Origin of the sequence: Terribacillus saccharophilus (assembly GCF_002272745.1) — a bacterium.
Lineage (GTDB): Bacteria > Bacillota > Bacilli > Bacillales > Amphibacillaceae > Terribacillus > Terribacillus saccharophilus_B.
Map to the genome: position 1 here is coordinate 31,639 of NZ_NPBD01000008.1, position 18,931 is coordinate 50,569.

At 41.3% G+C, this 18,931-nt stretch carries 20 protein-coding genes and 2 riboswitches; of the genes, 15 read left to right on the forward strand and 5 right to left on the reverse strand.

The window, feature by feature from the left end:
• Nucleotide 1: 1 nt before the first annotated feature.
• From CHH58_RS12405 to CHH58_RS12445, 9 genes are all read left to right on the forward strand, one after another.
• The gene (locus CHH58_RS12405; RefSeq protein ID WP_095234724.1) at nt 2-409 is read left to right on the forward strand and encodes a hypothetical protein; all 408 of its coding nucleotides are present in this window, start codon (nt 2-4) and stop codon (nt 407-409) included.
• 29 nt (nt 410-438) lie between these two features.
• Complete coding sequence (gene ybaK / locus CHH58_RS12410; RefSeq protein ID WP_095233222.1) at nt 439-909, forward strand: Cys-tRNA(Pro) deacylase; 471 nt, start codon at nt 439-441, stop codon at nt 907-909.
• Between the two features lie 257 nt (nt 910-1,166).
• Nucleotides 1,167-1,922, forward strand: coding sequence for a GTP cyclohydrolase II (locus tag CHH58_RS12415; RefSeq protein WP_095262597.1), 756 nt, complete (start codon nt 1,167-1,169; stop codon nt 1,920-1,922).
• Nucleotides 1,915-3,024 (forward strand): bifunctional diaminohydroxyphosphoribosylaminopyrimidine deaminase/5-amino-6-(5-phosphoribosylamino)uracil reductase RibD, encoded by a 1,110-nt coding sequence (ribD, locus tag CHH58_RS12420; RefSeq protein WP_095262598.1) that lies wholly within the window; start codon nt 1,915-1,917, stop codon nt 3,022-3,024. The genes CHH58_RS12415 and ribD overlap by 8 nt, the downstream gene beginning before the upstream one ends.
• A complete protein-coding gene (locus CHH58_RS12425; protein ID WP_095231205.1) occupies nt 3,021-3,590 on the forward strand; it encodes a 5' nucleotidase, NT5C type in 570 nt (189 codons plus the stop codon). The genes ribD and CHH58_RS12425 overlap by 4 nt, the downstream gene beginning before the upstream one ends.
• 148 nt (nt 3,591-3,738) lie before the next feature.
• Nucleotides 3,739-4,791, forward strand: coding sequence for a tetratricopeptide repeat protein (locus CHH58_RS12430; protein ID WP_095262599.1), 1,053 nt, complete (start codon nt 3,739-3,741; stop codon nt 4,789-4,791).
• 233 nt (nt 4,792-5,024) lie between these two features.
• Nucleotides 5,025-5,531 (forward strand): DoxX family membrane protein, encoded by a 507-nt coding sequence (locus CHH58_RS12435; protein WP_095231238.1) that lies wholly within the window; start codon nt 5,025-5,027, stop codon nt 5,529-5,531.
• Nucleotides 5,532-5,651: 120 nt separating this feature from the next.
• Nucleotides 5,652-5,838, forward strand: a riboswitch (Lysine riboswitch).
• A gap of 68 nt (nt 5,839-5,906) precedes the next feature.
• Nucleotides 5,907-7,409, forward strand: coding sequence for an amino acid permease (locus tag CHH58_RS12440; RefSeq protein ID WP_430980839.1), 1,503 nt, complete (start codon nt 5,907-5,909; stop codon nt 7,407-7,409).
• A gap of 278 nt (nt 7,410-7,687) precedes the next feature.
• Nucleotides 7,688-8,551: a DegV family protein gene (locus CHH58_RS12445; RefSeq protein ID WP_095233226.1), complete on the forward strand. Its 864-nt coding sequence runs from the start codon at nt 7,688-7,690 to the stop codon at nt 8,549-8,551.
• Between the two features lie 348 nt (nt 8,552-8,899).
• Here CHH58_RS12445 and CHH58_RS12455 read toward each other — a convergent pair whose 3' ends face one another.
• Entirely contained in the window at nt 8,900-9,508 is a 609-nt protein-coding gene (locus CHH58_RS12455; RefSeq protein ID WP_249275126.1) for a transglutaminase-like domain-containing protein, read from the reverse strand.
• Between the two features lie 230 nt (nt 9,509-9,738).
• Nucleotides 9,739-9,843, forward strand: a riboswitch (SAM riboswitch).
• A gap of 80 nt (nt 9,844-9,923) precedes the next feature.
• On the opposite strand from CHH58_RS12455, the gene CHH58_RS12460 reads away from it, so the two are divergent.
• Both CHH58_RS12460 and CHH58_RS12465 read left to right on the forward strand, forming a co-directional pair.
• Nucleotides 9,924-10,889, forward strand: coding sequence for a hypothetical protein (locus CHH58_RS12460; protein ID WP_095233229.1), 966 nt, complete (start codon nt 9,924-9,926; stop codon nt 10,887-10,889).
• A 147-nt stretch (nt 10,890-11,036) separates the two neighbouring features.
• Nucleotides 11,037-11,594, forward strand: a complete 558-nt coding sequence (locus tag CHH58_RS12465; protein WP_095260910.1) for a cysteine hydrolase family protein — start codon at nt 11,037-11,039, stop codon at nt 11,592-11,594.
• Between the two features lie 43 nt (nt 11,595-11,637).
• Here CHH58_RS12465 and CHH58_RS12470 read toward each other — a convergent pair whose 3' ends face one another.
• Genes CHH58_RS12470 through CHH58_RS12480 form a run of 3 tightly spaced genes read right to left on the reverse strand, consistent with a single transcriptional unit; the run spans nt 11,638 to nt 12,823 of the window.
• A complete protein-coding gene (locus CHH58_RS12470; protein WP_095231196.1) occupies nt 11,638-12,054 on the reverse strand; it encodes a MerR family transcriptional regulator in 417 nt (138 codons plus the stop codon).
• Between the two features lie 32 nt (nt 12,055-12,086).
• Nucleotides 12,087-12,482: a cupin domain-containing protein gene (locus tag CHH58_RS12475; RefSeq protein ID WP_095262600.1), complete on the reverse strand. Its 396-nt coding sequence runs from the start codon at nt 12,480-12,482 to the stop codon at nt 12,087-12,089.
• Between the two features lie 5 nt (nt 12,483-12,487).
• Nucleotides 12,488-12,823 (reverse strand): carboxymuconolactone decarboxylase family protein, encoded by a 336-nt coding sequence (locus tag CHH58_RS12480; RefSeq protein ID WP_095231194.1) that lies wholly within the window; start codon nt 12,821-12,823, stop codon nt 12,488-12,490.
• A gap of 314 nt (nt 12,824-13,137) precedes the next feature.
• On the opposite strand from CHH58_RS12480, the gene CHH58_RS12485 reads away from it, so the two are divergent.
• Nucleotides 13,138-13,650, forward strand: coding sequence for a DoxX family protein (locus CHH58_RS12485; protein WP_095262601.1), 513 nt, complete (start codon nt 13,138-13,140; stop codon nt 13,648-13,650).
• An 84-nt stretch (nt 13,651-13,734) separates the two neighbouring features.
• Here the strand turns inward: CHH58_RS12485 and CHH58_RS12490 are convergent, their stop codons facing one another.
• Nucleotides 13,735-14,178: a VOC family protein gene (locus tag CHH58_RS12490; protein ID WP_095262602.1), complete on the reverse strand. Its 444-nt coding sequence runs from the start codon at nt 14,176-14,178 to the stop codon at nt 13,735-13,737.
• An 83-nt stretch (nt 14,179-14,261) separates the two neighbouring features.
• On the opposite strand from CHH58_RS12490, the gene CHH58_RS12495 reads away from it, so the two are divergent.
• The 3 genes from CHH58_RS12495 to CHH58_RS12505 all read left to right on the forward strand — a co-directional run bounded on the left by CHH58_RS12495 (nt 14,262) and on the right by CHH58_RS12505 (nt 18,662).
• Nucleotides 14,262-15,203, forward strand: a complete 942-nt coding sequence (locus CHH58_RS12495) for a helix-turn-helix transcriptional regulator (protein ID WP_095262603.1) — start codon at nt 14,262-14,264, stop codon at nt 15,201-15,203.
• 514 nt (nt 15,204-15,717) lie between these two features.
• Complete coding sequence (locus CHH58_RS12500) at nt 15,718-16,374, forward strand: FusB/FusC family EF-G-binding protein (protein WP_095262604.1); 657 nt, start codon at nt 15,718-15,720, stop codon at nt 16,372-16,374.
• Between the two features lie 209 nt (nt 16,375-16,583).
• On the forward strand, nt 16,584-18,662 hold the full coding sequence (locus tag CHH58_RS12505) for a class I SAM-dependent methyltransferase (protein WP_095262605.1): 2,079 nt from the start codon (nt 16,584-16,586) through the stop codon (nt 18,660-18,662).
• Nucleotides 18,663-18,931 lie beyond the last annotated feature (269 nt).

Here is an 18,931-nt window from a genome sequence, read left to right on the forward strand (position 1 = left end):
TATGCGAAAGATGAAGAAACGTTATGAACTTTTGATATATGTATTTATTACATTCTGTTGTTTTGTTGGCATATGGCTCGGAACAAAGCTTATTGGAGAACAGCTGCCATCGGGCAATTACTTACTCTTATTCATCCTAGTCGGAGCGTTATGCGGCGTTGGATTGCCGATGCTGATTAGTTGGTCAAACCGTAGAAGCCGGCAGCCTGATATGGATGAACGGACAGTCCGGATGCTGAAGAATTATTTGCTGTCAGCTTTCTTCCTAGTATCGTTTCTTTCAGGAGTTTTGCTGCTTGTACTCGTTGGAATAGGACACGAAACAATTGAACTTGGCTGGATTGCGGTCTATGGAGGTGCCATCTTTATACTAATGACGGCAGGGTTATTTGTTGTAAAACGGTTTTAATTATTTGCGAAGAAAGGATACAACAATCTATGGACTACAAAACGAATGTCATGCGTATGCTGGATCAAAAGAAAGTACCTTACAAATCCTATAGTTACGCCGATACAGATGCGATCAGCGGAACAGAAGTAGCCGAGGTATTAGGACAGAATCCAGCTCAGGTGTTCAAAACGCTGGTTACGGTCAGCAAATCAAATCAGCATTATGTTTTTGTTATCCCAGTCGAACAGGAGCTGGACTTAAAGCGGGCAGCTGCAAGTATCGGGGAGAAATCGGTACGTATGCTGCCAGCGAAGGAATTGCTTCAGCTAACTGGATATGTTCATGGCGGCTGTTCACCAATTGGAATGAAAAAGGTTTTCCGGACTGTTGTGGACGAATCTGCTTCAAACTTTGAGAGTATCATTTTCAGTGCTGGCAAAATTGGTTATCAGGTAGAACTTACCTTAGAAAACTTGAGCAAAATTCTGCCTCATAAAGTAACTTCGCTAACCGAATAGATTAAGGTTCCAGCGTCCTCTAGGAATGGAGCCTTTTTATTTTCCCTGTTCGTCATTCAGTGTATAGTTAGCACAAGATCGCATTAGTATCTTTTGTGACACTAAATAACCTTGATGTGCCTACTTCTAAGATCTACTCTGTCATACTATGATGGAAGAAGAATAATGCACCTGAAATTAACAACAATGTAATGGCGAACTGGTGCCTACATAAATCCAGTTAATTCAACGTACACTGATAAAAAAGGAGAAAGATGATGACAGAAATGAAACTAGAATCGAAAGCCATTTCGATCTTAAAAGATAAAATTGAACTTATTCCGACAGTTGAGGGGGCCATTTATCTTGTCGGCCCGATTAAGCTGCCTGTTAATCTTTATGGAGAAACAGTTACCTTCCAATGGTATTGCTGGCTGAATTGTGAAGAAGTGGCCAAAGATTATGAAGAAGTCATCGCAAAATTATCTGACATGAACCTGGCGGAAATGCAGCAGTCCAGTGTGTTGGTTTATGGCAACTTTGCCGAAGAAGAAGATGCGCTGATCCGCATGCATTCCATCTGCCATACAGGCGATATTTTTGGCAGCAAACGCTGTGATTGCGGCTTCCAGCTGAAGCAGTCTATGCAGCGAATTGTCGAGCATGGTACTGGGGCACTGTTCTATTTGGCAAACCATGAAGGGCGCGGAATCGGATTGTTCAGTAAAGCAATGGCGTACATTCTGCAGGAAAATGGCTATGACACAGTAGAAGCCAATGAAAGCCTCGGCTTTGTGGATGATTCCCGTGATTATACTGACGCAATCCAAGTACTAAAAGCATTGCGCACAAAACCTGTTACGCTGATGACGAATAACCCGCGTAAACTGGCAGCAATGGAACAGGCAGGCATGCAGCTTTCCGGGCGATCAGCATTATGGGGAGATGTATCTGAGTTCAACGAGAATTACCTTAAGACGAAAATCGTCCGCTCCGGCCACCTTGGCGATGAGGAGATTTGCAGCAATGACTGATCACACTTTTTATATGGATTTGGCGTTGCAGAACGCCAAGGCGATGAAAGGACAAACAGATCCGAATCCGCTTGTAGGATCCGTTATTTTAAATGACAATCATATTGTCGGAGTCGGTACCCATCTGAAAGCCGGTGAACCGCATGCCGAGATTCATGCTATCCGGATGGCGGGAGAAAAAGCAAAGGGCGGGACGATTTATGTCACGCTCGAGCCTTGTTCCCATCATGGACGGACAGGGCCATGTGCGGTAGCTATTAAAGAGGCGGGACTAAAAAAAGTAGTCATTGCTACGCTTGATCCGAATCCAGTTGTTTCCGGAAACGGAGTGAAAATTCTCGAAGAAGCTGGTATTGAAGTGATTATCGGTGTCCGGGAAGAAGAAGCCCGCAAGATGAATGAGGTATTCAATAAATTCATCGTCGAGAAAAAGCCGTTTGTTACGTTAAAGGCAGGAACAACATTGGACGGTAAGATTGCTACACATACGCTTGATAGTAAGTGGATCACATCTCAAGCTTCCAGACAGGACGTCCATCAGCTGCGCAATGAGAACATGGCAATTCTTGTTGGAGTGAATACGGTCATTGAAGATGATCCAGAGCTGACGGCCAGAATACCAAATGGACGGAATCCGATTCGAATCATTTTGGACTCCACTTTGCGCATACCGATGGATAGCAAAGTCGTCACTGATAAATTGGCTGACACTTGGATTTTCACAAGTCAAAAAGCAGACGAAGAGAAAGAAAAAGCACTCCTGTCTCAAGGGATAAAAATATTCCGGACAAGCGCTTCTAGTCGGGTGGATGTAAAAGAAGTTGTCGAGACATTAGGCGAGCAGCTTATTTCTTCCGTATTGATTGAAGGAGGAGGAAGCGTCCATGCATCATTCCTAGAGAATTATTTGATTGATAAAGCAGTGCTTTACTTCGCTCCGAAATTGATTGGCGGGAAAGACGCACCAACTTTCCTGGAAGGAACAGGCTTCGCTAAAATGGCAGATGCGGTGGAATTGACCGATACAGACATCATTAAAATCGGACAAGACTTCAAATTCATTGGCTATCCGCGCTACGAAAAAGAGGATATGGAACAATGAAATTTGGCTTTGATATAGATGATACACTCATCAATCTGCGGGAGCATGCCTTCCATATTTACAACAAAAAATTAAATCAGAACATCTCCCTTGATGTGTTTCAGCAGCTTGAACGTGTAGAAATACATGAACCATTCGGATTGACGGATGAACAAGGATCAGAAATGTGGAACTCTACTTTGGAAGAAATCTACTATACTACTTGTCCACCGTTCCCGGATGCTGTCGAGATATTGCAGGAACTAAATCGAGAAGGGCATGAGATCTACTATATTACGTCAAGACCAAAAGAGCATGGACAAAGGACAAAAGAATGGCTCCGAGCGCTTGGTTTTCCGATTAAAGAAGAACAATTCTTTTACGGCATGCAGGACGACGAAAAGGTACACATCATCAAGAAACTCCAACTCGATTATTATTTTGATGATAAGCCACATGTATTGAATACGCTGCTGGAAGATTCTACAACAAAAGTGTTTGTAAAAGATCAATCATATAATCAGCTTGTGAAGCTGCCGAGAATAGTCGACTTATCAGAGATCAGAAATATGGTACAAAATAAATAGGAGGATTGACGGTAATTTGCCGTCAATCCTTTTTTTGTTTTTAGGAAATAGGCAGGAAATATATATCTGATAGAGAAGTAAAATAAATAGCAATTTCTAATATAAGGATAGTAATAAACAGAATCACATAAAAGGGGGAGGAGTAACTATGGGCCTGGTTTTATCAGTCACAGATAAAGATTTTAGTGAGCTGCTGCAAGACTTCTATGATGTGATGAAACAGGAAAAACAAGAGGAAGCAGCAATGCTTGCAGATATAATTGACACTATGAAGAAAGACATAGGAATAGAGGAAGTGTTACTTAAAGCAGATTTGCTTACTATTCGCTACCATGTGATGCTGGGGGAATTGCTAACTGCAGGGTATCTATTGGATCAGTTCGAAGCGGGCGGTCATTTCCTTTCCCAACAAAATGAATACTTCTATCAATATTTTAAAGGGCAGGTTCATTTTAAAAATAAAAGATGGAATGAAGCATTAAGGTATTATGAGCATGCAGAGCTTTACATATCAGAAGATGAAGAAAAAACGGATTTTTATTATAAACTGGCTCATGCTTATTATCGCGCTGGTATACCGGTACTATCAGTACTGAATGCGAATAAAGCAATGCGCTATGCTACATCTTACAAACAGCATTATCACCTTGCAAAATGCAAGCTGCTGCTCGGACTAAATCATCTGGAAATACGGAACTTCGAACAAGCTGAGTCTCTTTTATACGAAGCACTCGACTGCCAGCATAATACTGATGAAACATCTCTTGATCTGGCATCAATGGCCCATCACAATCTTGGATTGCTCTATTTTGTGCAGCAAAAGTTTGAAAAAGCTGTCGACTACTTTGATCAAGCTGTACATGCCACCCCTTGCTCTCATTACTTGAAGAGCCTCTACTATCTGACAGAATCCCTCTTCCGTGTCAATCACCACTCAGAAGCAATGAAATACTTCCAGATCGGATTTACTAGGAGTAAGAAAGAGCAAGATATGGACTACCAATGGGCTTTCGCCATGCTGCATAAGCAATTCGTCGATTGCGACAATTTTGAAGCGGTATGGGCAGAAGGCATTGCCTATTATGAAGCAATTGATGATAGATACAGTGTCCATCATTACAGCTTGTGTATGGCTGATTATTACACACTAAAAGGAGAAGAAGAGAAGGCGAATTACTATTACCGGCTTGCTGTATGGTGAAAAACTAATTTATCTGATAGGATTATCCACCTGTTACCTAAGAATCATGAAAAACCAGCATCTTACTATATAGTAGCTATCTAGGAGAGTTGTTTAAAATATTCTAAAATTATTACTATTCTATTAAGATTTTCGCATAAATATTTCAATTTTTGTTTTTCCTTCTATACTAGAGTTGTGGAAGTGCCGACCCACATCGGTTTACAACTTTGGCAGCGATAGGAGAGGAAAAAATTATGATCAACACCTTACGGCAAAGTAAGGGAGCGGCAGTCGTTTTCCTTGTGATCAGATTATATCTTGGGTACACGTTCCTGTCAGCCGGCTTAGGTAAGCTGATGAGCGGAAGCTTTGATGCAAGCGGATTTGTCCAAGGTGCGTTAGCGCGCGCGGACGCCGGTGTCATCCAGAGCTGGTGGGGAAGTTTCCTAGAAGGAGTAGTCCTTCCAAATGCAGAGGTTTTCAGTTTCCTTGTCATGTGGGGAGAGACGCTGGTCGGATTGGCGCTGCTGCTTGGTGCCTTCACTGGCATTGCAGCATTTATGGGAATATTGATGAATATCTCATTCCTATTAAGCGGTGCGGTTCAGCAGAATTTGATATTGATCATCTTGGGCTTAGTGCTGATCATTGGCGGTACGAATGCGGGCCGCTACGGCATCGATCGCTGGATTATGCCATCCCTGCGAAACACAGGGGATAACAGGTCAGCTAGAAACAGCAAGAGACAGTTTATATAAAAGCAAGAACACGCGCTTGCCGCGTGTTTCTTTATGTAGAAAAAATTTCTTGTTGAAATAAGTCAATGTGTGTAGTACAGTTAAAAAGGTTTTTTAAATTGCATACAAATCCTCATCATTTGATGAGGTAGAGGTTGCGGCTGTTAAGAGTACAGACTGGGAGATCGGGAGAGATCATTGATCAGACTGGAAAGGAACAGCTGCCGAAGCAGGATGGGTTCTCCAATTCTTCTTGCTGGGCCTGCACTCGAATAGGGGCAGGACTGTCACGTCAGTCGCAAAGCTGACGTGTTGCGCTATCTTTGTGAGAATGATGCTGTTTATAAGTAAAGGCCGTTCCGATAGAGCAAACTATCCGGGATGGTCTTTTTTCGTATCTATAGCGCAACGGACGAAGAAACAGAGAGGGGAAAGAAAGTGAGCAACGACACGAAACAACCGGGCTTACGCAGAGCACTGAAAGCCCGTCACTTAGGGATGATCTCCCTTGGCGGTACAATTGGTACAGGATTATTCCTGGCCAGCGGAGGAGCCATTAGCAGTGCAGGACCAGGAGGAGCATTGCTTGCATATGCGCTAATTGGCTGTATGGTATTCTTCCTGATGACAAGCTTGGCGGAGATGGCAGCATTCATGCCTGTATCTGGAAGCTTCAGCACATATGGATCACGTTTTGTCGATGAATCGTTTGGGTTTGCACTAGGATGGAATTATTGGTTCAATTGGGCCATCACAATTGCGGCAGAGCTTGTTGCCGTTACATTGATTATGGGATTCTGGTTCCCGGATACTCCATCGTGGATTTGGAGCGCTATCAGTCTTATCATCATGTTCTTATTGAATTATATTTCTGTTAAAGGGTTCGGTGAATCGGAATATTGGTTCGCTTTGATCAAAGTCGTTACTGTCATCATTTTCATCATTGTCGGTGTATTGATGATCATCGGTATCCTTGGCGGTGATTCACCTGGATTCTCCAACTTCACTGTAAAAGACGCGCCATTTAATGGCGGCTTCCTTGCTTTGCTTGGTGTATTCATGGCTGCCGGCTTCTCTTTCCAGGGGACAGAATTGCTTGGAGCGGCTGCTGGGGAAGCGGATAATCCTAGAAAATCAATTCCGAAAGCGATTCGTTCAGTTTTCTGGCGTATTCTACTGTTCTACATTTTAGCGATCTTCATTATCGGGATGCTCATTCCGTATACAACAGAGAGTCTTGCAAGTGACGATGTCCGTTTAAGTCCGTTCACACTTGTGTTTGAAAAAGCGGGAATCGCATTTGCTGCATCTGTCATGAACGCAGTTATTCTTACTGCTGTCCTATCTGCCGGTAACTCTGGTATGTATGCCAGCACACGGATGCTTTGGAACTTGGCGAAAGAAGGGAAAGCACCAGCTTTCCTTGGTAAACTTAACAAGAACGGTGTTCCTGTGAACGCATTGATTGCTACAGCAGCTGTAGGCTGTGTCGCTTTCCTGACATCCTTCTTCGGAAATGGTGCAGTGTATACCTGGCTGTTGAACGTTTCAGGTATGGCCGGCTTCATCGTATGGGTTGGTATTGCTGTCAGTCATTATCGGTTCCGTAAAGCATATCTTGCTCAAGGAAATGACATCAAGGATTTGCCATACACAGCTAAATTCTATCCGGTAGCGCCGATACTTGCCTTTGTACTATGTATCATTGTTATTGTCGGTCAGAGCTTCTCAGCTTTCACAGCAGATGGAATTGAATGGGGTACCTTAGTTGCTTCTTACATCGGTATTCCAGTCTTCCTGCTTTGCTGGCTCATTTTTAAAGTGAAAAAGAAAACGAAGGTGCACAAACTGGAGGAAGTTGATTTAACTACTCCGGCGCACGAAACAGCACCAGAATAAGTAAAGCTGCCGGGAGACCGGCAGCTTTTTTTATTGATTGTCATCTTAATGATAATTCACTTCAGGATTTAGGGTAATTTATAGGTAGGCGAATATAATTAATTATTATGGTAATAAATCACTTCGCAGACCAAATTTCTTCCGAATTTAACCAAAGTAGCAGTAAACGGAAATTTGTGATATTTGTATGTATTTTCTTGTCTGATTTATTACTAATTTCCTAATCTTCTTGTATCTTTATTTCAAATACAAGTTATACTTAAACTAGAGGTGAATATATGAAAATAGCAATTGTGACCGACAGTCTTACAAATTTGAGAGAAGAGGATTTACAGCGATATCCTTTTATATATTACGCGCATTTAAATGTCGTCGTAGATGATAAGTCCTATATTGATTTGAAAGAGATTACAAATGATCAGTTATTTCGTTTTATAGATGAGGGAGCTTCTTATTCTTCTTCCCTGCCTTCGCCAGAGGTTTTTGTAACGCTTTATGAAGAATTATTGGCAGAATATGATGCTATTATCAGCCTGCATTGTACAGAAAATGTAAGCGGTACCGTTAATTCTGCGTATATTGCAAGGGATTCTATTGCAGGCGCCAGCGAAAAAATCACCGTCATAGATACGAATACAGCTTCTATTGGAGTAGAAAATATCGTCATTAAAGTGTGTAAGCTCATGGAGCAAGGAAAGTCACTTGATGAATTATTAGAGGCAGTTGAATACTACAGGACACATGGGCAGCTGTACCTTACGATTAATGATTTGACTACACTAGTACGTACTGGTCGTTTATCGAAGACAGCATCAAGAATCGGAAACCTATTGCATATTAAGCCTATCATCGGTTTTGAGAATGCGAAGTTAGAAGTCATGGGTAAAGTCCGTACAAAGAAACGTTTGCTGAAATGGATGCTCGAAAGATTACGACACGATGTTGAGCAGTCAGGAAAACAAGTTGTTCGTATTACACATGTGAACTCCATTGATCTTGCCAAGGAGTTGAAGCATGCAATGGAAACATGCGGGGATAAAGTAGAGGTATTTATCAGCAATGAAATCAGTTCCGTCATGGCAATTCATTTTGGTCGAGGCGGAGTAGGGGCAAGCTGGATGCCTGATAATTATTCTGTTTAGTAAACGGCTTGTGATATTAATAAGTAGTATATATAAAACCTCGAACAATTTAATTGTTCGAGGTTTTTGTTATGCTGTATGTAGCTTTTAGTATTAAAGCTGATTTTCTGTACTCTTAAAAATAACGAAGCCTATCTTCGTGAAAAGATAAAGTGTAAAGATGATTATTAGAGTCCTGCCTATAACATCACCATCGGTCATGTCAAAGCTATTTTGAAATAATAAATGACTATTAAAACAAAGATAAATTGCTATTAAAAGAGGAATAGCAATAAACAAAACAGCAATAGCACGTCTGGCTTTCCAACTCATTATGATCATTCCTTCCATATATGATCCTTTTCAATATCATAAAAAATCAGGTAAGTGATTTCTATACATATTCAGAGCTTTTTTGCTTGTTTCTAAAGTGTGGATTGTCTTTGCATTAGGTGCAGCGTAGATAATAGGATAATCTATTTCACCATATTGTTTATTAATTCGGAATGCCAATCGCTCTTCATCCAGAGAAAATTCGGATTGTATGCCGGGTTTGTTTCCGCGTGCGTCCAAACGGATCCACTTATTTAAGCTTTCTATATAAACTCCATTAAGTGCATGAATGCAATGTCCTTTTTCAGGTGTATCAAATAGTGTCAATCTTTGGTAGCAAAATCCAGTTGGAATATTTACTGATCTTAACATGGCAGCGAGCAAGTTAGATTTTGCATAACAGATACCTTCTTTGTGTGTAAGTACTTCTGATGCTTTGCAAGTCACCCGCTGGCTTTGAATATCCCATGAGTGCGCTATACTATCACGGACATAATTGAATACCACTCTGACTATGTCTATTTCGGACATTTGAAAAGAAATCAGCTCTCTGATCTTCTCCTTGATCAGAGGATGTGAGAAGTCCATTACATCTGATTCGATTAAGTAGTCATCGTAAGAATGTTTCTCAGGTATTAAATTCAAAGTATTTCCCTCCCCACAATGCATATGTATAAATATACCAATAAAACTAATCAAAGGGTTCATTAATTTTGATTGTTCTAAGTCATTCTTATATGTGCATATTAATGGTTGTCTAAAGCAATTTACATTTGTATGCTGATACTCAATTAATCCAAGTAACCCGAGTAACCCTATAAGGTATATTGACAATGTGCTCGTTGTCTGGTAAACTTTCTGAAAACTGTATATGTTTCTTATCTAGAGAGGTGGAGGGATATGGCCCTGTGAAACCTCAGCAGCAGGTCTGACAACAGATACTGTGCTAATTCCATCGGTTCATAGCCGGCAGATAAGATGAATAGAGGAAGCCTCTCGACGCATCTTGCACGAGAGGCTTTTGTATTTGTCCCGCTGCCTACAGAAAGGGGAAGGCAACATGTTTGAATTGATTCGGGAACTGTCCAAGTACAAAGGGTTTAATCAGTCGTTTGTTTCACAGATCGTTGATAAGATTACACCGTTCGCGGATGAGATGCACTTTGACAGTCGGGGGAATCTTATTGTCCGTAAATATGGAGAAAAGTATTCGCCGAAAATCACCCTGCTGGCGGAGGTAAAGGAAGAGATTTATATAGTGACATCCATTACGGAATCAGGCGCGCTTGTAGCAGATGCGAATTATTTTTCGCTTACGTATGCACAGGGGCAGACTGTTCAAGTGGAGACGAAGAATGGATTAGTGCAGGGTGTGATTATGGCGGGTGAAGCAGAACAACATGCTGCTGTGATCGACATCGGCGCCAACTCGGAAAGCGATGCGCGCGATATGGGTGTTGAGCCTGGCAACCATGTGACGTTATTTGATGATTTCCTGTATCTTGGTGACGAAGTGAGCGGAAGAGTCGTGGGGAAAGGATTGGATAATAAAGTTGCGCCGGCAATTGCAATCAATCTTCTGCAGCAATGGAATACAGCTCAAGGGGAAATCACCATCATCTTCTTTCCGTTTCATAACAAAAAGCAACTTACCTATCAGCTCGAAGGGGAAGCAGCCTTTTTTATCGGATCCGTCCCTCGTCAAAAAATTACCCACAAAAGCCGTGGAGCCATCGAATTAGGAAGCGGAGTTGCGATCAAAGTGGCAGACAAAACAATTCCAATCAATCAGACTTTGAAAAATCAGCTGGTCGATTTGGCCATTGCTCATGACATTCCATTTCAGTTGGAATTTCTATTTCGACATCGCTATAAAAAACTATCCACCAAGATTCCAGTGAGCGTCCTAAATATCCCGATCGAGCATCTTGACCAGTCGACACAAGTCGTGTCAGTAAAAGACTTGGAGGATGCGAACCAGCTAATCCAGACTTATCTTTTGCGAAGCAAAGAATTACAATTTTAGTTTGTGGTAAAAATCCCCATTCCTACTTAATTTCCAGTATACTGAAACTAACAGTATAGAGGAGGCGGTTCAGTATGAAACAGACAAATGCAGCATACAAGTCGCAAAGCAGGAGTGTCACAGCAATCAGCTAAAGGGGAGCTTTTATTGAAGCAAGCACTATTGATTATCGATGCACAGCAAGCACTGATTGAAGGCGGAGCAGGAGAGAGACCTGTTTATCAAAAAGAAAAACTGATTGAGCAAATCAATCTGGTCATCGCCAAAGCACAAACAGCAGAAGCAGCTATTCTTTTCGTCCGGGATACAGATGTCGCGGAAGGGAAGGGTGAAGGATTCCAGATTCATACGGGCATCCAAGTGCCAGAGGAAGCGCCTGTCTTTAACAAGCAGGCAACCAATGCTTTCTACGGAACAGGATTACTGGAGTATGTGAAAGAAAAGGGATTTGGTCATCTTGTCATCATGGGCTGCGAAACCCAGCATTGTATCGACACGGCAGTTCGTACTGCCACTGTGCAAGGTATGGATGTAACACTCGTAGCAGATGGTCATTCAACAGCTGGATCTGATGTTCTGACAGCAGAGCAAATCATCCAGCATCACAATCAGATTCTGCATGGTCACTATAATGTTGATCATTTCTCGGTGGTTCGGCAGGCTGAGGAAGATCTGTTTGTGCCGACGCATGATACGTATCGTTAATAAAGGTTAAAAAGAGAACGAGGTGTATGCCTCGTTCTCTTTTTCAATCGTATTCAGTAATTTTTCTTTCAGCGAATGTGCTATATAAGTCTTTTGTTTTGTTACCATCTTTATATTGTTGATACATTTCTATCTTCTTTTTGATAAGCTCCAGATTGTGCTGGTACTCGGCAAGCTTTGCTTCGACATGATGTTGGTGCTGGATGAGAATTTCAACAAGCTCCTGATAATTGGACCCCTCTGATTCTCGGAGTTCTTTATATCGTTTCAAATCCTGCAATGCCATGCCAGTTCCTTTCATATGCAGAATAAAATCTGCCCATAACCGATCTTCCTCTGAGTAGGATCGAATATTACCGTTTGTTCTACCTGGCACAAGCAGTCCTTCTTTTTCATAGAAACGAAGGGTATGCTCCGTTATACCTGTCAGTTTCGCTAATTCACCTATACGATAAGCCATCGCACATTCTCCTCACTAGCTGATTGTGATACTTACAGCTTGCTGTACCACTCATCTTCAACAGGTTCCAGCCACTCTGTCTGACCTGGCGAAATAGCTAAGTGAACGAACCAGCTATCCTTCGTCGCACCATGCCAATGCTTTACATCTGCAGGTATATTTACGACATCACCTTTTTTAAGCAGCTGTGCAGCTTTTCCTTCTTCTTGGTACCAGCCCTCGCCGCCTGTAACGAGAAGTACTTGGCCGATTTTGTGGGAGTGCCAATTATTGCGTGCTCCTGGAGCGAAGGTGACATTGCCGATCGGTGCATTGACCGGTTTTTCATCCATGTAAATCATGTTCAAATATGCATCGCCAATGAAGTTAACTTCAACTTTATTTCCTAATTCGAAGATGGTGCTGTTGCTTAGGTTTTCTTTTGTCATTATGTTTATCCTTCTTTCGTTTCTTCATCAAATATTTTTTTGGCAATATTAAATGCGGACCAAGCTTTCGGCCAACCGGCATAAAAGGCAAGGTGGGTAATAACTTCAGAGATTTCTTCTTTTGTTAAGCCATTTGCTTTTGCCTTCTGGAGATGATAAGTAAGCTGTTCCATATTTCCACCCGCAAGCAGGGCAGAAACGGTAATCAAACTGCGATCGCGCGGTGATAATTCCTGTTCTCTTGACCAAACCTCTCCAAATAGAACATCATCATTCAGTTCTGCGAATTTCGGAGCGAACTCTCCTAATAAATCCCGTCCTGCTGTTTGTTTTTCTGCCATTTCCATTTCTCCTCTCAGTAATGATTTAGTGTTTCTTTCTTTAAGCTACACCTTAGAGTCGACTCCAAGTCAAGGTATGTCTTTGCGAAATGTTGCAGGAAGGATCGGAAAAAAGAACGTTTTGAAACAGCATTTCGTCCCTGTTCACAAAACTGTAAAAGGAATATTGCAAATTTGTGAAAACGTTCACAATGGTGAGCGCAATATCTTTTTTTCGCTTATACTACAAGTGTAGAAGGAACAGCGCTAATCCATCTCAATCTATTATGTGAAATGTTTAACAAACTATTTTCATGAATGGAGTGTAGAAGAAAATGATCATACAGTGGATTCGAAACAGTAAAGCAGCAGCGGGACTTTGGGCAGTTATCAGAATTTATCTTGGCTATACCTGGTTAACAGGAGGACTGGGAAAACTCACAGGCGGTGGTTTTGATGCAAGTGGCTTCCTGCAAGGTGCAGTCGCGCAAGCAGGCGGAGATCATCCAGCAGTGCAAGGCTGGTGGGCTGTCTTCTTAGAACAGGTCGCAGTGCCAAATGCGGGATTGTTCAGCTTCCTAGTTATGTGGGGAGAGATACTTGTCGGAATCGCACTTGTTCTCGGAGTCTTTACTAACTTCGCTGCTTTGATGGGAATAACAATGAACTTCGCTTTCTTGTTCAGTGGCACCGTCAGCACAAACGCTCAAATGGTCTTGCTAACCGTCTTCTTACTAGTTGCAGGAGCTAATGCCGGACGATATGGACTGGATCGCTGGGTAATGCCATATCTAAGAAATCACTATCCAAAACATACACCAAGAACACAGAAGCCGATTGCTTCTTAAATAATAGGAAACCTACCGTTTATCAGCGGTAGGTTTTTTTGTTATCTGAAAATGGAAGAGAGGGAGAAACCGAGCTGCTGATATCTACCCCAATCGTGGATCATACATCAGCTGGATATCCACCCCAAACGGATCTCGCACAATAGCATACGCATCACTGAACATATTCGCTGATAACGGCCGAAAGATCTTCACACGGGTATCGCTCGTCACATTTTGATAGAAACGGTTTATCTCTGTTAAATCAGCACTTTGGATACAAAGAGAGAAGTTGTTACCTGCTTGATATTTTTCGTTAGGCTCCATTGTTTCTTCCGCAATCATCACTTTTGTGTTGCCGATTTGCAGCACAGAGTGTGAGATATGATTCTTGTTTTCTTCTGTAAGCTCCATGGATGGATCACGCTGTATCATGTCGGCATAGGTCACAAGTAAAAGTTCCTCTGCTTGCAAGTGTTGCTTATAAAATGCAATAGCCTCCCCTGCTTTTCCATTCATGGATAGAAAAACAGCAATCTCCAATGTCATGTAAAAACCTCCTTTTCCTGTTAACAGTTTTAGCTTACAGTAAAAAGGTATCAATTCATGACACCTATTAAGGAGCTTTTATCATGCGCAGATCAGAAAGATTGCAGGATATGCTGCAATACATAAATGAAAAGAAGCAATTTAACTTAAAGGACCTGATCGAAAAGTATAGGATTTCCAGAAGCACGGCCATAAGGGATGTACAGGCACTTGAAATGCTAGGTATGCCGATCTATGCGGAACATGGCAGAAACGGAAAGTATGTTGTCTTAGATAATCGCATACTTTCGCCAATCACTTTTACCGCAGATGAGCTGTACGCCATCTACTTTGCGATGCTGACATTGTCTGGATATAAAGAAACACCATTTGAACAAGAGATAAATAGCTTGGAAGAGACCTTTCAAAGTGTTTTACCAAGCGGTATCAAAGATAGAGTTAAAAAGATGAAGGATTCGGTGAAGCTGGATACGCCCAGCCATAGTAATGAGGCACCTTATCTTAAGGAAATCTTGAAAGGTATTATAGATGAGAAAGTTTATACAATCTCCTATCGGAAAGAAGATAGCCGCAATATGACAGTCCAATTTGTTACGCTGCAAGCGAAATTTGGACAGTGGTACGCAAAAATCTACAATATGAACTCAAGTCGTATCCAGACTATTAGGTGCGATAAAATACTGCAAATGAGAGAGTCAGAGGAGAAACAGCCGCGGGAATTACAGTATTTACTTTCACTTTTGCAGACGTATCATCATCAGCCAGGGGCGACCATGTTCACTGTAGAAGTTACAGAACGAGGAAAGGATCTTTATGACAAAGAAAGCTACCCTTCTATGAGCCTTACGAAGACGGGAAATATTTATACGATATCAGGCTATTACAATACAAACGAAGAAGCATTTATCATCGACTATATTATACGTTTTGGTAAGTCTATACTATCTATCGAACCTTCTGAACTACGGGCTGCAATTCAAGGTGAATTAAAGTCTCTTGTTACGCATATGGAGAAGTTAAACTAGTAAGTGACGCTATTTCAAAATACGTAGTGACCCGTACCATGTAATGAGCTTTATCCAATCATAGAAGGTAAGGTGGAAACTTAAGTTAATCTAGGTAGGTCTGAAAACATGGTAATGCGGAATATCTAGGTGTCGAAATTAACATGTACCTTGATTCCCATAGGAAGGAGTTCTGTATGTTTGGCTTACTCGACTTAATTTTTACGCACGATTGAGCAGAACACGAGAAATAGATAATAGATAGAAATCTATTGCGCACCTAAGCAATAGGTTTTCTTTATGCCTTTTCGTGTTGCAGTAATCCCCACGTTTGTATATTCTGGAAGTGGAGGTGATACCTGATGGCAACTGAGAGGAATGCTCATGCGTCAGAATTTGTAACAGCTCATGCAAAGCCTATGGTGAAAGGCGATACTTTGTGTGAGGAGTCTGTTTACTAATCGCCATTGTATCCTTTTCTGTCCTGGCTTTGCACTTATCTAAGCAGTGAAAAAGATAAGGGAGCGAACAGAAAATGGATAAAAGAAAAACCACAGAACAAGCATTCATTCGGAATGACCAATATAATTTCATCGCGCGACAGGTGTCTCATATTATCAATGCTCATGCGTCGGTAAACCATAGAGATACACTGGACGGGGTGAAACTCCACGCCTTCTCAAAAGTAGAAGAGATACTGCCGGAAATGAATGGGGTACAAGAAACACTTCTTAATCGTCTGCTCGAAATAGAAGATGAAATAGAAGCTGAAGCATTTCTATCAGAGCTGAAGCAGTATGTCATCCCATTTAGACGGGTATCAAAGAAAACAGTGGAGAAGCTATTTCCTAAAGCGAAAAAGCTTCAGTTGCCGGATCTTAATGTTCTAGATTACCAATCCTTATCGTATATCGGCTGGTTCGATAGCCGAGCTCATAAGCAGCACTTGATCTTTGAATATCAGGGCAAGCTTAAAGGGATTTCCGGGGTCTTCGATACAAGCAGTACACAAGGGTTCTGTACACTGTGTCATAATTTCGAGGACGTGGGCTTGTTTGTAGCTCGAGTCAGAAGCGGAAAAGAGACCTATGTAAATCGAGGCAACTATATATGCAAGAACAGTCAGTCGTGTAATAAACAGCTCACTGATTTGACTAGGGTAGACGCGTTTTTGGATAATTTGACGCGTTGATTTAATAGAGTGAAAAAAGCAGACAGAGATGTCTGCTTTTTAAATGGAGTGGTGAAAGAGTATGGAGACGAGCAGAAATTGAGCGGATACTTGAAGTGGCTGCTATGCTTTGTATCCTTTAGTTTCATAATGGTGTTTCCATTATACTTGGCGTGTGGTATTACCTAGTTAGAGCTTTTCCATTAATTAATTGAAGGGGGATAAAGCACTTGATAAAATCACTAGATCTTATAGAAAAAGCTAAATCAGGAGACAGAAATGTCCTCCGAAATAATAAATGGTTGCAGTATTTATATCTTACGAAAGAGCAACATATCAATCTAGAACAGGTGGACTCACTCGAGAGGATGCCAGAAAATCCGATCCTGCCTTATGTGGAGCGCACATTACTTGTTCTGAATGAAATGAATCTGCCATTGAAAGAGAAAAGCATTATTGAAGAGGTGCTGGTTTGGTCAGAAGTTGCAAAAGGCGGCATGAAGCACAATAGAAGGATTTGGAGAGAGAGTGGCTTCCAACTCGACATACATAATATCGGCTCCGCCCAAATATACGCTGCAGAACAAATGAGTATACCGCTTCCCCAACGAGATTTGGAGGTAGAAGAACTAATATATACCCTGATATTAACTCATGGATTAGTTGGTCAGTTTATACGAGGGGAGGTTCGCTATAAACAGGTACAGCCCTTGGTTCATTGGATTGAAGAACACAACAATTTAGACGTAAACATAGAAGTTATCCTCTATAAACTAAATCAATGCATTATCCAAGGTGTCTCGAGCGACATATGGGAAAAGGTGAAAGACGATACTGGGCGCTTCATTTCCTCGCTTGTGAATAAAGAACAAGTAAAAGAACTCCCGCTAAAAGTGAGGATAAGAAGATTGCGACAATCCTCAATCGAAAAAGGGGAGAATTTTGATAAACACTATGATCAATACATGAAGAATGAGCAATTAAACAAATACATAGAAGGCTTCTTTAAGAAAACAGATTTGTGGTATATAGAATCTGCATTACAAGAATTTACACTGGAAGAGTTCTTAAAGATATTCATCCTCATATATCAAAAAATAAATCCACTTTCTATTCAGCAAGTGAGCTTTGAGTTCTTTATGAAGGATATTTACTATGACTACAGAGGTAAAAAATCTATTAACCTTTATAAGAAACGGATAATAGAATCTTACTTGAATGAGTTCTCTCTAGAAGACCTTTTACAAGGAAAAAAACCAGTGAATGAGCATGTTCAGTTACAAACAGAACCAATGGACCTCTTAGGTCAAATTGTAGGTGTTCAATTTCGTTATTCAGCAGCTGGAGAAAAATTAATTGAGTTTTGCCAGGAAGCAGAAAAGTCTCCACATTATGAACGAGCTACCATTCTACTTTACGATTTCTTCGGATTCCGAAAAGATGCCTTTGATCGGCTGCAAAATGAACAAACATACCTGACAGATATGAATAATGGCCAAGACCATAAAAGGATCATTTCTGATTATGCTAAGGGTACATTGATGCTTGATATAGGTGCTGGCGGTGGAGTAATGCTAGATATCTTATCAGAGGATCACCCAGAAGCAGAGGTCGTGGGAATCGATGTCTCCACAAATGTTATAGAAGAACTGAACAGACGCAAAACTAGAGAAAATAAACGTTGGCAGGTAAAACAAGCGGATGCCTTGGAACTGAAAGAGTATTATGATCCAGGCAGTGTCGATACAATCGTCTTTTCCTCCATTCTGCACGAAATGTTTTCCTATATTCCGTACAAAGGGAAAAAGTTTAATCATGAAGTGATTATTCAAGCGCTAAAAAGTTCATTTGAAGTACTAAGTGATGGTGGCCGAATCATCATTCGGGATGGCATTATGACAGAGCCGAAAGATGAAATACGTTATCTTGAATTCAAGGATGAAAGAGGATATGAATTCTTTAAAAGATACGTCAAAGATTTTAAGGGTAGAGAGATAGCATATGAAGTTGTAAATGATGTACATATCAAACTGTCGGTTAATGATGCTATGGAGTTCCTCTATACCTACACATGGGGAGAAGAAGCTTATCCGCATGAAGTACAAGAACAATTTGGGTACTTTACTCCATCGGAATATAAAAAGGCCGTAGAAGAAGCATTAGGAGACAAGGCTCGGATAATTGCATGTAAACATTACTTACAAGATGGATATGAAGAGTTCCTCTCAACAAAAGTAAAAGTTATGGATGAACAAGGAGTAGAAGGTCTGCCCGACAGTACTTGCTTTATCGTAATTGAAAAAGCTTAAACATAAAGAGGTTGGGACATAACTAAATTCCCATTGCTTAAAACCGAATGTTATTCTTGAGCGCCGCTTCGGCAGAACACTCCGCTTTCCACGGGCACGGCCTCAGCCTCCTCGTGGAAAGTTCACCACTGCGGGGTCTTCAGCTCGTGCTGTTCCCGTAGACAAGGAATACTTCGACAGCTTTACATCGCACGAAGAAAATGGCTTGGTATTTTCGAGGAGTCACCGTGTTCTACCTACGCTAGGATGGATAACTAATCAAAAAGACC

Excerpts from the sequence above, each read along its gene's own strand:
- CHH58_RS12405 (WP_095234724.1), top strand. The coding sequence starts at position 2 with ATGCGAAAGATGAAGAAACGTTATGAACTTTTGATATATGTATTTATT.
- ybaK (WP_095233222.1), top strand. The coding sequence starts at position 439 with ATGGACTACAAAACGAATGTCATGCGTATGCTGGATCAAAAGAAAGTA.
- CHH58_RS12415 (WP_095262597.1), top strand. The coding sequence starts at position 1,167 with ATGACAGAAATGAAACTAGAATCGAAAGCCATTTCGATCTTAAAAGAT.
- ribD (WP_095262598.1), top strand. The coding sequence starts at position 1,915 with ATGACTGATCACACTTTTTATATGGATTTGGCGTTGCAGAACGCCAAG.
- CHH58_RS12425 (WP_095231205.1), top strand. The coding sequence starts at position 3,021 with ATGAAATTTGGCTTTGATATAGATGATACACTCATCAATCTGCGGGAG.
- CHH58_RS12430 (WP_095262599.1), top strand. The coding sequence starts at position 3,739 with ATGGGCCTGGTTTTATCAGTCACAGATAAAGATTTTAGTGAGCTGCTG.
- CHH58_RS12445 (WP_095233226.1), top strand. The coding sequence starts at position 7,688 with ATGAAAATAGCAATTGTGACCGACAGTCTTACAAATTTGAGAGAAGAG.
- CHH58_RS12460 (WP_095233229.1), top strand. The coding sequence starts at position 9,924 with ATGTTTGAATTGATTCGGGAACTGTCCAAGTACAAAGGGTTTAATCAG.
- CHH58_RS12470 (WP_095231196.1), bottom strand. The coding sequence starts at position 12,054 with ATGGCTTATCGTATAGGTGAATTAGCGAAACTGACAGGTATAACGGAG.
- CHH58_RS12475 (WP_095262600.1), bottom strand. The coding sequence starts at position 12,482 with ATGACAAAAGAAAACCTAAGCAACAGCACCATCTTCGAATTAGGAAAT.
- CHH58_RS12480 (WP_095231194.1), bottom strand. The coding sequence starts at position 12,823 with ATGGCAGAAAAACAAACAGCAGGACGGGATTTATTAGGAGAGTTCGCT.
- CHH58_RS12485 (WP_095262601.1), top strand. The coding sequence starts at position 13,138 with ATGATCATACAGTGGATTCGAAACAGTAAAGCAGCAGCGGGACTTTGG.
- CHH58_RS12490 (WP_095262602.1), bottom strand. The coding sequence starts at position 14,178 with ATGACATTGGAGATTGCTGTTTTTCTATCCATGAATGGAAAAGCAGGG.
- CHH58_RS12495 (WP_095262603.1), top strand. The coding sequence starts at position 14,262 with ATGCGCAGATCAGAAAGATTGCAGGATATGCTGCAATACATAAATGAA.
- CHH58_RS12500 (WP_095262604.1), top strand. The coding sequence starts at position 15,718 with ATGGATAAAAGAAAAACCACAGAACAAGCATTCATTCGGAATGACCAA.